This is a genomic window from Paraburkholderia sp. A1RI-2L, from assembly GCF_048957375.1.
Taxonomy (GTDB): Bacteria; Pseudomonadota; Gammaproteobacteria; order Burkholderiales; family Burkholderiaceae; genus Paraburkholderia.
This window is the reverse complement of sequence record NZ_JARBTA010000003.1, coordinates 370,543-383,972: the sequence shown is the minus strand read 5'-3', so window position 1 is coordinate 383,972 and position 13,430 is coordinate 370,543. Positions and strand designations below refer to the sequence as shown.

The window sequence follows — 13,430 nt, the reverse complement described above, 5'->3', positions numbered from 1 at the left end:
TGTGCTGCTGGGCACGCCTCCGCCCATGAGATAGCTCGCCGCAAGTCAGCACGTCACGGCAGCGGCAAATGCGGGAGCGCCGAGCGGCACAAGTGCTTGACTTGAATCAAGCGATGCTCCGGCGAGCTGAGCGTGAATGGTGCACAGGGCCACCGTGTTCGCACACGGGCCCACTCCCGTCGACCACGACGCGGTGCACCGCACGCAGGAGCCGATCGATGATCATCATCGCTGCCTTTATAGCGACTGTCTTTCTGTACAGTCTGTTATCCCGGCGCCTCGAGCGAACGGTTCTCACTGCCCCAATCGTCTTTGCCGCTGCTGGCGCGCTGATGCACTTCTCTCGCGAAGCGCTTCACGAACTCGCGATCGGCCGCCACGATCTGCTGATGATGGCCGAGTTGGGCCTCGTGATGACCTTGTTCACCGACGCTTCACGGGTTCGTCTGTCGATGCTCAAGGGCGAGGCCAATCTGCCTTCGCGCCTGCTCAGCGTGGGCATGCTGCTCACCATTGCGCTAGGCATGATTGGCGCCAGGCTCGTCTTTCCGGCGCTGAGCTGGCCGGAGGCGGGCATTCTTGCATCGATCCTCGCGCCGACCGACGCGGGCCTCGGTCAAATCATCGTGAACAGCCCGCTTGTTCCTGCGCGAATCCGCCAGGCATTGAACGTGGAAGCGGGACTCAACGACGGACTCTCCGTGCCATTTCTCATGTTTTTCATTGCCCTGGCCGAGGCGAGCGAAATGGGTCGACGCGGCGCGGTCCTCGCGCACTTCATGCTCGAGCAGTTGGGTTACGGCGCGTTGATCGGTCTAGGCATCGGGCTCGCCGGCGGCTGGCTGCTCAGTCTCGCACAGCGCCGGCAATGGATGTCCAATCCAGCCGCGCAGCTGGGCGTGGTCACCCTGCCCTTTGCATGCGTGGTCGCGGCGGAAAGCTCCGGCGCAAGCATGTTCATCGCAGCCTTCGTTGCAGGGCTCGCCACCCAGGCTGCTTTCCACGACGTCGGCAAGCACAGCGTCGAGTTCACCGAAGAGTGGGGGCAACTGTTCAACTACTTCGTCTTTTTCCTGTTCGCCCTGCTGGTTACCGGCGTCGTGCCGCAGTTCGACTTCGCGGTGGTGGGCTACGGCGTGCTTAGCCTGACGTTGATCCGCATGGTGCCGGTGGCCATCGCGCTGCGAGGCACCCATCTGAGCCGGCCGACCACTTTGTTCATGGGCTGGTTCGGCCCGCGAGGGCTCGCGTCCATCGTTCTCGGGCTCGTCTATCTCGAAGGCGAAAAAGGCTTGCCTGGCGAGTCGACGATCAAGCTCGCGGTCATGGCCACGGTCCTGCTCAGCATCGTCGCTCATGGGCTCTCCGCGCTTCCATCGATTAGCCGGTATGCGAAATCGATCACCGCTCTCGGCGATTACGCGCCGGAGCACGCGGGCACCGAAGCCGAAGCAGACCGGGTGAGCGGCAACGGCGGATAGGCGGGAACACAGCCTCTCGCGAAACGCACGATGGCTACGTGCCGGGAGCGTCTGCGGACGGCTCCTGCACACCGCTATTCCTTCAGGTCAAGGAAGCGCGCGCCTCGGTGCCCGATCGATACGCCGGCCGCACGCTATTCCCGATGCTGCTCAATCCACTCGCTGAAAATCTTCACGTTAGGCTGCTGCGCGGCGGACTCGGAATAGACGAAATAGTAGCGCGCGCCGGTTTCGATCGCCGCATCGAATGGCATGACGAGACGCCTCGCACTCACATCCTCGCTGACGAGCGTGCGGTCGCCGAGCGCCACGCCAAAGCCTTGCATGGCGGCGTTCGTGGCCAGATCGAGCGTTTCGAACTCCGGCCCGACGTCGGGGCTCACGTCGCGTGCGCCGACATGATCGAGCCACAGCCTCCAGTCGCGATGGTCGCGGGTCGGGTGCAGCAGCGTGTGCTGCGCAAGATCCTCCGCACTCCCTAGCGCGTTCTTCTTCCGCAGCGCCGGCGAGCAGACAGGCGTCAGCCGTTCCTCGAACAAAGGAACAGCGCAGACCTCGGCGCCGGGTGAAGATCCATAGACGATTGCCGCATCGAACGGCTCGACCAGAAAGTCGACATCGTGCTGCCAGGTCGTCGTGATCTGCACCTGAAGGTCCGGATAATCGGCCTGAAAGCGCATGACTCTCGGCAGCATCCAGCGCATGACGCAAGTGGGCACCTTCAGCGCCAGCCCCGTGCGCTGCCGGGTCAAGCGCTGCGAAATCTCCTCGATGCGCGCAAAGCTCTCCTTGACGGTGGGCAGCAACCGCTCCCCCTCCGACGTCAGCGTGAGCCCCTTCACGTGGCGGATAAAAAGCGCAAACCCGTAATAGTCCTCCAGCGCGAGAATCTGGCGGCTCACCGCCCCTTGCGTGAGGCACAGGTTGTCCGCCGCGCGCGTAAAACTGCGGCAACGGGCCACCACCTCGAAAATCTGGAGCGAGTAGAGGGGCGGGAGTCGTCGCATGAAGGAAGTACCGGGTGTGACTCGAGGTGCTACAAGACCGTTTCGCAATTGAAGCCGTCAATGCAGGATCTTCGAGAGAAAATCCTTGGCGCGATCCGATTTCGGATTGGCGAAGAACGCTTCCTTCTGATCGTCCTCGACGATATGACCGTGGTCCATGAAGATCACCCGATGGGCGACCTTTTTCGCGAAGCCCATCTCGTGCGTAACGCACATCATGGTCATGCCTTCCTGAGCCAGCTCGACCATCACGTCGAGCACCTCGTTGATCATTTCCGGATCGAGCGCCGAAGTGGGCTCGTCGAACAGCATGGCAACCGGATCCATCGACAGCGCTCGCGCAATCGCAACCCGCTGCTGCTGCCCGCCGCTCAGTTGTGCGGGATACTTGTGTGCATGTGCGCGCAGCCCGACACGATGAAGCAGCCGCAGGGCCTTCTCGGTGGCTTCGTCCTTCTGCCGGCCGAGGACTTTCGTCTGCGCGAGCGTCAGGTTGTCGGTGATCGACATATGCGGAAACAGTTCGAAGTGCTGAAAAACCATCCCGACTTTGGAGCGCAGCCTGGACAGATTGGTTCGCTGGTCGCCGACCGATTCGCCGTTGATCGTAATGTCGCCGTTCTGGAACGGTTCGAGCCCATTGACGGTCTTGATCAGCGTCGATTTTCCGGAGCCGGACGGCCCGCAGACGACCACGACTTCGCCCTTCTTCACTTCGGTCGTGCAATCGGTCAACACTTGAAACTGCCCATACCACTTGGATACATTGCTGATGGAAATCATGTCGAGACCTGCTTCTGGAAATAGGGAACCGATGCTGTCGCCACGCCGGCCGCTTCAGCGGCGCCGGGCGCGCTGATACCGCGGCTCGAGCACACGCGCATACCAGGTGAGCGGAAAGCACATCGCGAAGTAGATGAGCGCCACCATGGCGTAGATCGGGAATGGCCGGAATGCGGCATTCGTGATCATCGTTCCGGTCTTGGTCAACTCGGTGAGGCCGACGATCGACGTCAGCGCCGTGCTTTTCACGACCTGCACGAGAAAGCCGACCGTGGGCGGCACGGCGATCTTCCACGCCTGCGGCCAGATCACGTAGCGCAGTTGCTGGGTCCAGGTCATGCCGAGACTCGCGGCGGCGCCCCACTGCCCGCGCGGCACTGCCTCGACGCAGCCCCGCCAGATATCGACCAGATAGGCACTGGTGTACAGCGTGAGCGTCACGGTCGCGGCAAGCCACGGCGACACCTCGATGCCCAGCAGCGGCAAGCCGAAAAAGCCAAGGAACAGTTGCATCAGGAGCGGTGTACCCTGAAACAACTCGACATACAGGACCACGACGCGGCGCAGCCACAATACCGGCGACACGCGCATGGCGAGCAGCACGAACCCTGCAACGCCGCCCCCGACAAAAGCGATCAGTGAAAGAATGACTGTCCACCGCGCCGCGAGCAGCAGATTACGCGCAATATCCCATAGCGAAAATTCAACCATTACGAACGCTCCGTCTGAATGCCGGCCACCGCAGCGGCACGAGCCGAAAACCAGGCGCGCAATCCGTTGCGCGACGCGCCAGCGGCGCCCCGGGCCGAGCGTCCGGCGAAAAGTCCTCTGCACAGCCTGCTAATCAGGAGGCGCAGCACGATCGACAGCAGCAGATAGATCACCGCGGCGATGATGTAGCTTTCGAACGAACGGAAGTTGCGCGACTGGATGAAATTGGCCGCGTACGTAAGGTCGGGCACCGAGATTTGCGACACCACAGCCGAGCCCAGCATCACGATCAGGACCTGGCCGAGCAGCGCCGGAAACACGTTCGCGAGCGCCTGCGGCAACACAATATGGCGAAATACCTGGCGGCCTTGCAGGCCAAGCGCCATCGCCGCCTGAAGCTGACCGCGCGGAATCGAGTCGATCCCCGCGCGGACGATTTCCAGCGCATAGGCACCCAGATTGACAGTCATCGCCAGCACGGCAGCCTGCATCTCGTCGATATGCACGCCCAAGCTCGGCAAGCCGAAGAACACAAAGAAGAGCTGCACCAGAAACGGCGTATTGCGGATCAATTCGACATACGCCGCCACGAGCGCCCGCACTCCCTTGCCCCCCGCAACGGCCACCATCGCGCCGACAATGCCGACGATGCCGCCCAGCACCGTCGAAATCGCCGTCAGGACGAGCGTCACCGCGACACCGTGCGCGAGCATGCCCACATACGGGGCGAAGTCGCTGAAATCAAACGTGTAAGTCATCGTGACGCCACCCGTTTTTCGTTAAAGAGAAGTGCGCGAATCAGAGATCGGCCGGCAACGGCGCACGCAGCCACTTCTGGGAGATGGCGTTCATCGTGCCATCCTTCTTCGCCGTGGCGATGGCGTCGTCAACCTTCGCCTTCAGGCGCGCCTCGTTCTTGTTCAAGCCTACGTGGTCCGGCGAGCTGAAAAGTGAGAACTTCTGCTCTGGATTGTTCGCGGGATGGCGGGCCATGATCGTTGCACCCACATCGTTTCCAACCACCAACAACTGCGCCTGACCGGACAGGAATGCCGAGATCGCACCGTTCGGGTCGTCGAAGCGCTTGATGGTCGCCGAAGGCGGCGCGACCTTGCTGACGCTCAGGTCTTCGAGCGTGCCGCGCGCCACTGCAACCGTCTTGCCGGCAAGATCGTTCGCGCTCTTCACCGCGAGCGACTTCGGTCCGAACACCGCGAGGTAATACGGCGCGTACGGCTGCGAGAAGTCGATCACCTTCGCGCGCTCCGGCGTCTGCCCCACCGAGAGCAGCATGTCCGTTTTATGGTCCGCGAGGTAGGCCATGCGGTTGTCACCCGTGACCTGCACCAGTTCGACCTTCGCGTTGAGCGTCTTGCCGATCAGATTCGCCACCTCGATGTCGTAGCCTTGCGGCTTCATATCCGGGCCGATCGAGCCGAACGGAGGATAGTCTTCGAATACGCCAATGCGCACCACTCCCGACTTCTGGATGGTGTCCAGCGCGTCCGCATTCGCGAGCGGCGCGAAAGCGCAAAGGCCTGCCATGCCGGCGAAGGCAACGGAAGCCGTCGCGCGCGCAAAGAGGCGTTTCAGGGGCTGATGAGTTTGGGGCGCGGTGCTCATGGCGTGTCTCCTGTACAGCTTTCTGGTGGTGAAAGAATTCAATGCATCGTGTGCCGTGTCGTGCGCGCCGCAATGAGCTTGCACGCATGGGCCGGCAATTCGGCAAGCACCGGCATGCCGACCCGAATGTCCGGCGTCTCGCGCGGCGTCGTGGCCGCCGTCAGCGTGAAGCCATCGCATTCGATCGTGGCCTCGATCGAAGCCCCGACGTCCCTCACGAACGTCACCTTGCCAGGCAAGGCGTTCTCGCCCGGGTTCGCAGTCGCGGGCCTGACACACACGTCCTCGGGGCGTATCAGCAGCCGGATGTCGCCGGGCGCATCCGCTACGCGCGCGGGAACATTCATGACGATCGATTGCCCGCCGGGCAGACCGATCCGGCCACCGTCGAATGTAATGGGCAGAATATTTCCTAGTCCTATAAAATCCGCGACAAACTCGTTGACAGGATCGCGATAGATATCGAGTGGCTTGCCGACCTGTGCGATCTGGCCTTTTTCCATCACGACGATCTCGTCGGCCATCGTCATCGCCTCGCGTTGATCGTGCGTGACCATGATCGTCGTGATACCGAGACGTTGCTGCAGCAAGCGGATTTCGACCTGCATGGCTTCGCGCAGCTTCGCATCGAGCGCGGAAAGCGGCTCGTCGAGAAGCAGCAGCTTCGGCGAAGAGGCGATGGCGCGTGCGATCGCAACGCGCTGCCGCTGCCCGCCGGACAGCTGCGTGACCTTGCGCCCGGCCATGTGCGGCAACTGGATCATCTCGAGCAGTTCAGCGACGCGCCTCGCTTGCGCGCTCCGCTCGACGCGGCGCAGCCGCAGCGGATACGCAATATTTTCCGCAACCGTCATGTGCGGAAACAGTGCGAGCGACTGGAACACCATGCCGAAGTCGCGGCGGTTCGCCGGCACCTGCGTCAGATCGCGGCCAGCGAATGTCACGGTGCCGGACGTGGGAGTCTCGAGACCGGCAATGATCCGCATCAGCGTGGTCTTACCGCAACCGGACGGCCCGAGAAAGCAGACGAGTTTCCCGTCGGGCACGCTCAGGTCGACGTGGTCGACCGCGTACGCGGCGTTGAAGCGCTTGGTGATGGACTGAAGTGTCAGATGGGTCATGAGAGATCCTTGTGCCGTCGAACGCTGGGGCGACCGCGATTACAGTGCAACACCCTCGTCGCCGACCAGCCTTTCGAGCAGCCAGATCAGGGCGAAGTCGATCAGCACGATGAAAGCCGCGAACGAGAACACGGTCGGGTCGAGCGACGACACGGTCCGGCTGTAAAGCCAGACTGGCAACGTCATGGTGTTGATGCTGTACAGGAAGAACGTTACGGTAAAATCATTGAACGAGATGATGAACGCGAACAGCATGCCGGCGAGAATGCCTGGTCGCATCAACGGCAGCACGACATCGATCAGCGCACGGCGCGGACTCGCGCCCATCAGGCAGGCCGCTTCCTCGAACTCGGGGCCGATCGACGCCACTGAAGCCGCACAGTTCTTCACGGTGAACGGCAGCGCCAGAATCACGTGCGCAACGATGAGACGGACCATGCCGAGCTCCACGGGCAGCGCGTTGAATACCAATAGCAGCGACAGGCCCAGCATCACGAGCGGATAAACCAGCGGCAGCGCGACGAGTTGTTCGACCACCGCCTTGCCCCGGAAGCGGTAGCGCGACAGCGCGTAAGCAGCCGGCGCGGAAACCGCCGTGGCGATCACCATCGTCGAGATCGCCACGATGAGGCTCGTCGAGAGCGCGGCGCCCATCGAAAGCGTGTCGCTGGCATCCGGCGACACGAACGTCTGCCACGCAGCGCGATACCAGTGCAGGCCGAAGCTGCGCGGCGGGAATTCGAGCGTGTCCGAATTACCGAACGACATGGTGATCATGGTCAGGATCGGCAGCGCGGCGAGAAACAGCACGATCGTCGCGAGCAGCCCTGTCGTGCGGCTCAGGCGACCCGGCAAGGCCGATGGAAGGCGCGGGGTACTCATGGGCGGGACTCCCCGTTGAGTTTTACGCCGCGCACGAGCCGCTGCGAAAGCGCCATCACGGCAAGCGTCGCGACCATCAGCACGACGCCGGATGAAGACGCGGCGGGCCAGTTGAGCAGCGGCGCCACCTGATCGTGCACCAGCACGGCCAGCATCGGCACGCGCCGGCCGCCCAACAGCAACGGTACGGCAAATGCGCTCGCGTTGTACGCGAAAACCAGCAGCGCGCCCGACACCAGCCCCGGCGTCGCCAGCGGCAACGTCACGTGGCGCAGCGTCTGCCAACGCGTCGCGCCGAGCGTCGCCGCGGCTTCTTCATAGGCGCGCGACACCGCGCGCATGGCGCTCGATATCGGCAGGACAGCGAGCGGAAAGGCCGTCTGAATCAGGCCAAGCAGCACCCCGCTCTCGCGATAAAGCCATTGCAGCGGGCGCTGGATGACGCCGCTGCCCAGCAGCGCATGATTGAACAGCCCCGCCGGCCCGAGAATCACCAGCCAGCCGTAGCCCTGCAACAGCAGATTGACCAGCAGCGGCAAGAGCACGCCTGCCAGCAGCAGCCGGCGCGCGAGCCGCGATTCGGTGCGCGCCATCGCGAGCGCGACGGGAATCGCAAGCAAGACCGCGCAGATCATGCTCTGGAACGCGAGACGCAGCGTCAGCCACAGCGAGTGAAGAAAATAGCTATCGAGGAGATCCGCATAATTCTGGAGCGTGAGCGCACGCCACTCGTTGCCCGCGACGCCGAAGCTCATGCGCAGCACCGCGAGCGACGCAGCCACGAGCACGGCGAGAAAAGCGATGATGGGCGCGAGGAGCAACAGCGGCGGCACACGCGGCAACGCCGGCGTATCGTTGCGTCCCGCAGCATCGGCCATGCCTGCCGCGGGCTTCTCCCGGTGGAAAGAGAGGGCTGCCATGATCGTCAGGACGAGAAAATCTCGGTATAGCGCTTGATCCACGCGGCCTGCACGACCGCTAGCGACTTGTCGTCGTGCAATACGGCTTTTTCCGCGATCTGCTGCGACGAAGGCACGAATGCACGGCTCTCGGCGGGAATGATCGCTTTCGCATTCACCGGGCCGTTCAAAACGTCGGCAGCCATGCGGCCTTGCACGCCGGCATCGAGCGTGTGGTTGATGAACGCATGAATCAGGTCGATATCGCCGGGATGTGCCTTCGGAATTACCGAGAACATCAGCTGGGTGGCGAAGCCTTCCTTCATGCCGTAAGTGACGCCCATCTTGTACTCGGGCTTCCTGATCTGCGCAGGAAAGAAGGCCGGCGAATAGATGCCGCCGATATCGAGCGAGCCCGTGCGGAACAGATCAGCCACCTGATTCGGATTTTCGCCAAGCGTCATCACGCGGTCTTTCAGGATTGCCAATTTTTTGAAACCTGGCTCGACATTCTGCTGCGAGCCGCCGCCCAGCTTCGCGGCGATGATCGCCAGATCGACCGCTTCGGCCCACTCGGGCGGCGGCAGAAACAGACGCCCCGCATACTTCGGATCCCACAGCGCTTCGTATGAAGCCGGCGCGGTCTTCACAGTCGACGTGTTGTAGATAAGGCCGTCCGACCACAGAAGATAACCAATGCCGAAACCGTTCGCGCCGGTGCGGTACTGCGGTGCAACGTCCTTGAGATTGGGTAGGTTGTCCAGATCGGGCTTGGCGAGAAGGCCGGCATCGCCGAGACCCGCCGCGCCCACCCCCGCGAGCGTGATCACGTCGTAGGTCGGACGCTCGCCGGCGGCCTTCACCTTGGCCACCATGCCCGACGTGCCGTCCGCGCGGTCGGCGATGACCCGCGCGCCCGTCTCCTGGCTGAACGTATTGGCAATATTGCGCAGCGCCGCCGCGCCCGTATCGTCGGACCATGTGAGCAACCGCAGCGTCTTGCCTGCGAAACTGCGTTTCTGTGCCTTTGCAGTGCTAATGAATGGCATCGGCAGCGCCGACGCAGCCAGCGCCGTGCCGATGGTCTTGATTGCCTGCCTCCTGCCCGGCTTGAAGCTATTCATGGTCGTCTCCTTTACGTGGTCTATCGATTCGGGTCAATCGGGAACGCCTGCCGACCGTTTAAAAAGTGAATACACTGTATTGGGATCGATGCCCGCCAACAAACGAAATCTCCGCATGCGGCCCATGACATGAACTCATGGCGTCGGGTTTTCCCGCATCGATCAGATGTTTCGCGCTGCGCTCAATATCTGCTTGATTTCCTGGAAGGCGGCGAGCCCGAACGGTCCCAGTTCGCGGCCGATGCTGCTGCGCTTGTAGCCGCCCCACGACGTCTGCGGAAAGATCGCTTGAGGCGCGTTGACCCAGACAACACCCGCTTCAAGCGCCTGCGCAACGCGTTGCTCGCGAGCGGCGTCGCGTGTGACGACCGTTGCAACGAGCCCATACTCGGTATCGTTCGCAACGCCAATCGCCTCATCCTCGGTGTCGAACGCGCGCACGCAGAGCACCGGGCCGAAGATTTCCTCTCGCCACACCGCACTATCCGCAGGGACCTCGACGAAGATCGTCGGCTTGACGAAATATCCCGGTCCGGACGGCACTTCGCCCTCGATCACCACCGCAGCATCCGCTTTGCCTTGGGCGATATAGCGCTGCACGCGCTCGTACTGAGCACGATTCGTCAGCGGCCCCATTTGCACGCCGGGCACGAGCGGATCGCCAACGGCGATCTGCCTCACGCGCTCTGCAAGGCGTGCAATGAGCGCCTGCGCGATGGGGCGCTCGACGAGCACGCGCGAGGTCGCCGAGCACATCTGTCCCGCGTTGAAGAAGCCGCCACCCATCACCAGCTCGACGGCGAGGTCGAGATCGGCATCGGCGAACACGACGATGGACGACTTGCCGCCCAGCTCGAGACTCACGCCTTTGATCGTGGCGGCCGCGGTTTTCATCACCTGCTCGCCGACCGCGGTGCTGCCGGTAAACGACACCTTGGCGACCAACGGATGAGCCGCAAGCGGAGCGCCCACGTCGGCGCCCGTTCCGGTGACGACATTGAAAACGCCGCGCGGCACACCCGCTTCGGCCACGATCGCCGCGAGTTCCAGTTCCGGCAGCGGCGTGACCTCCGACGGTTTCAGGACCACCGTGCAGCCTGCAGCGAACGCCGGCGCAAGCTTCCATGCGGTGGTGACCATCGGGAAGTTCCACGGCACGATCAGCCCTGCCACGCCGGCCGGCTCCCGCCGGATCACCGCCCGATACTCATCGGTGGGCAGCGCCAAGGCCGCTTCGCTGGTTTCGTCGAGCTGTTCCGCAAGCTGCGCGTAGTAATCGAATGTGGCCGCGACGTCGCTCACGTCGATCACGGCTTCGGAAAGAGGTTTGCCGTTATTGAGCGACTGGAGCGTTGCGAGGCGATCGCAGCGTGCCTCCACGCCGCGAGCAATCGCACGCAGCCATGCCGCCCGTTCGGCGCCGGTGGTGCTCTTCCAGGCGCGGAACGCTTTCGCGGCGGCTTTCACTGCAACATCTACGTCCGACGCGCTTGCAGCATCGATCTCGGCGATGGTGGTTTCCGTCGACGGGTTGACGACCGGCAGACGCCGCCCGCCTTCACCGGTGCACCAGACACCGTCGATATAGAGTTGTGTGCGCAGCACGCCCTCACCCTGAGCAGATGGCATTGTCGTCATGCCGGCACCCGTGCAAACCAGTCGGCTTCGAAGATTTCGATCACCGTCGGGACGTCGCGCAAATTCGCGTGCTGCAACTCGATCGCGAGCGATTCACGCGTATTGACGCGTCGCGCCTCGCATCCAAAGCCGGCCGCGAGTTTCTGGAAGTCCGGCGTGTAGATGTCGACGCCGACCGGTGTGATGTCGCGTGAGGCCATGTATTTGCGGATCTCGCCATAACCATGGTTATTCCACAGCAGCACGATCACAGGCACCTTTGCCTCGACTGCGCTCGCGAGTTCCGGCAGCGTGAACTGGATGCCCCCGTCACCGATCAGGCAGACTACGGGCCGCTCGCGCGCGGCAAGCTTTGCGCCCACCGCAGCCGGCAAGCCGTAGCCCAACGTGCCGTACCCTGTCGACGAGTTGAACCACGAGCGCGGCGCCGGAGCATCGTGCACGAAGTTGCCCGCATAAACCGGGCTAGTCGAGTCGCCGGCGATGACCACGCCGGGCAGCGCACTGGCGATCGTGTCGATCAGTTGCTTCTGCGAGCGCATCGGCGCATCGTAAGACGCCAGCACGGCGCGCCGCACTTCCGCGACGCGCGCCGCGCCCCAGTTGGGCTGACGTGCGGCCACGGGCAGTTCATGCAGCCGCTTCGACAGGCTGCTCAGCGCCTGTTGCGCATCGCCGGCAATCGCGACGTCCGCGCGGAAGTTGCGCATCAGCTGCTGCGCGTCGATGTCGATGCGGATCAGTCGGCCCTCGATACCAAAGCCCCGGTCAAAGACCACGTCATAGTCGGTCTCGCCCAGCTCCGTGCCGACCGCGAGCACGACATCGGCATCGCGCACCATCGCCCGCGGCGGCGGCAACGACTGAGTCGACCCGATCAGGAGCGGATGACCGCACGGCAACAGGCCCTTTGCGTTGTTGGTGAGCGTGACGGGCGCCTGCAAGCGTTCAGCGAGTTCGCGCAACTCGACCGCCGCATGCACCGCCCCGCCGCCTGCAAGAATGAGTGGCCGGCGCGCGGCGGCGAGCAAATCCGCAGCCATGGCGAGAGCGTCCGCGCTGGCTGCCGGTTTAGCCGGCGATACGGCGGGCACTGTGCTCACGCCATCCGCCGGCGCCACGATTACGTCAAGCGGAATCTCGATGTGCACCGGCCGCGGACGGGCGCTTTCGAATACGGCAAAGGCCCGCGCCAGCACGCCCGGCAATTCGGCCGCGTCGAGCAACGTATGCGAAAACGCCGTGAGACCGGCAAAGACCTCGCGCTGGGACGGCAATTCGTGCAGACGCCCCTCGCCGCAGCCCAGTTCGCGTCGCGCGTTGACGCTCGAAATCACCAGCATCGGCATCGAATCTGCATAGGCTTGCGCCATGGCCGTCGCGATGTTGGTCATGCCAGGACCGGTGATGATGAAACAGACCCCTGGTCTGCCGGTGACACGGGCATAGCCATCGGCCATGAATCCCGCCCCCTGTTCATGGCGTGGCGTGACGTGCCGGATCGAGGAGGCGGCCAGACCACGGTAGAGCTCGACCGTATGCACGCCCGGAATGCCGAACACATACTCGACGCCGTAGCCCTCGAGCAGGGTCACGAGCGCCTCGCCGCAGGTGAGAATCTGCGCGGCAGGCCGCACGGTGTGTGTGGCTGACGCTACGTCGAAGCAGACAATGGTGTCGGGATGGTTCATGGATGGTCACGCTCCTGGTTGTTTCGTGTGCCGTGCAGCGTTGCCGAAAGTGCACGGCCGCATCTGTTGAATTCATTCTCGACGCTGGCGCGGGGCCGAACAATCGATATGTTTTCATGAGACGCATGACATTCCTGCATGAGCCGTTGCGAATGCTGCAAGCCGCATTGGTCGCATGGCGCTTCCCAGGTTCTCGCGCGCGCGATGCCCGGTCGTTGCAGACGTCGATGAAGTTTCAGGATCGGATCGCAATTGCCTGTGACTGCAACGGCTTTGCTTTGTGCGAGGTGGAAGGCGATGGGATCGCTAAAGCGATGGGTGGGAAGTCGATTGCTTTATGCGGAACCACAGTGTGACAGTCGGCGGATCGACCATAGCCGGAGCGTGGGACGATCTGTACTATCGTGAGCAAACCGCCGAGACGCAGATCAACGCGATGAGAACTGGCCACAAAACCTTACCAGTCGAGT

General features: G+C 63.1%; 13 protein-coding genes. 2 read left to right on the top strand and 11 right to left on the bottom strand.

Annotation, left to right across the window (positions count from 1 at the left end; genetic code table 11):
• The first annotated feature begins 218 nt into the window (after positions 1-218).
• Positions 219-1,481, top strand: a complete 1,263-nt coding sequence (locus PWP93_RS24880; RefSeq protein ID WP_421046436.1) for a cation:proton antiporter — start codon at positions 219-221, stop codon at positions 1,479-1,481.
• 134 nt (positions 1,482-1,615) lie between these two features.
• Here PWP93_RS24880 and PWP93_RS24875 read toward each other — a convergent pair whose 3' ends face one another.
• The 11 genes from PWP93_RS24875 to PWP93_RS24825 all read right to left on the bottom strand — a co-directional run bounded on the left by PWP93_RS24875 (position 1,616) and on the right by PWP93_RS24825 (position 12,960).
• A complete protein-coding gene (locus PWP93_RS24875) occupies positions 1,616-2,488 on the bottom strand; it encodes a LysR substrate-binding domain-containing protein (protein WP_421046435.1) in 873 nt (290 codons plus the stop codon).
• Positions 2,489-2,545: 57 nt separating this feature from the next.
• Positions 2,546-3,271 (bottom strand): amino acid ABC transporter ATP-binding protein, encoded by a 726-nt coding sequence (locus PWP93_RS24870; RefSeq protein ID WP_421046434.1) that lies wholly within the window; start codon positions 3,269-3,271, stop codon positions 2,546-2,548.
• 54 nt (positions 3,272-3,325) lie between these two features.
• Positions 3,326-3,982 carry an amino acid ABC transporter permease gene (locus tag PWP93_RS24865; protein ID WP_421046433.1) on the bottom strand — a complete coding sequence of 219 codons (657 nt, stop codon included), beginning with the start codon at positions 3,980-3,982 and terminating at the stop codon, positions 3,326-3,328.
• The gene (locus PWP93_RS24860) at positions 3,982-4,740 is read right to left on the bottom strand and encodes an amino acid ABC transporter permease (RefSeq protein ID WP_421046432.1); all 759 of its coding nucleotides are present in this window, start codon (positions 4,738-4,740) and stop codon (positions 3,982-3,984) included. The genes PWP93_RS24865 and PWP93_RS24860 overlap by 1 nt, the downstream gene beginning before the upstream one ends.
• A 40-nt stretch (positions 4,741-4,780) precedes the next feature.
• Positions 4,781-5,605 (bottom strand): transporter substrate-binding domain-containing protein, encoded by an 825-nt coding sequence (locus tag PWP93_RS24855; protein WP_421046431.1) that lies wholly within the window; start codon positions 5,603-5,605, stop codon positions 4,781-4,783.
• Positions 5,606-5,643: 38 nt separating this feature from the next.
• On the bottom strand, positions 5,644-6,726 hold the full coding sequence (locus PWP93_RS24850) for an ABC transporter ATP-binding protein (RefSeq protein ID WP_421046430.1): 1,083 nt from the start codon (positions 6,724-6,726) through the stop codon (positions 5,644-5,646).
• Positions 6,727-6,765: 39 nt separating this feature from the next.
• Positions 6,766-7,608, bottom strand: coding sequence for an ABC transporter permease (locus PWP93_RS24845; RefSeq protein WP_421046429.1), 843 nt, complete (start codon positions 7,606-7,608; stop codon positions 6,766-6,768).
• A complete protein-coding gene (locus PWP93_RS24840) occupies positions 7,605-8,528 on the bottom strand; it encodes an ABC transporter permease (protein WP_421046428.1) in 924 nt (307 codons plus the stop codon). Before PWP93_RS24840 ends, PWP93_RS24845 begins: the two co-directional genes overlap by 4 nt.
• 5 nt (positions 8,529-8,533) lie before the next feature.
• Entirely contained in the window at positions 8,534-9,631 is a 1,098-nt protein-coding gene (locus PWP93_RS24835; RefSeq protein WP_421046427.1) for an ABC transporter substrate-binding protein, read from the bottom strand.
• Positions 9,632-9,793: 162 nt separating this feature from the next.
• Positions 9,794-11,269 (bottom strand): aldehyde dehydrogenase family protein, encoded by a 1,476-nt coding sequence (locus PWP93_RS24830; RefSeq protein WP_421046426.1) that lies wholly within the window; start codon positions 11,267-11,269, stop codon positions 9,794-9,796.
• Positions 11,266-12,960: a 5-guanidino-2-oxopentanoate decarboxylase gene (locus PWP93_RS24825; RefSeq protein WP_421046425.1), complete on the bottom strand. Its 1,695-nt coding sequence runs from the start codon at positions 12,958-12,960 to the stop codon at positions 11,266-11,268. Before PWP93_RS24825 ends, PWP93_RS24830 begins: the two co-directional genes overlap by 4 nt.
• Before the next feature lie 2 nt (positions 12,961-12,962).
• On the opposite strand from PWP93_RS24825, the gene PWP93_RS24820 reads away from it, so the two are divergent.
• Positions 12,963-13,316 (top strand): hypothetical protein, encoded by a 354-nt coding sequence (locus tag PWP93_RS24820; protein WP_421046424.1) that lies wholly within the window; start codon positions 12,963-12,965, stop codon positions 13,314-13,316.
• Positions 13,317-13,430 lie beyond the last annotated feature (114 nt).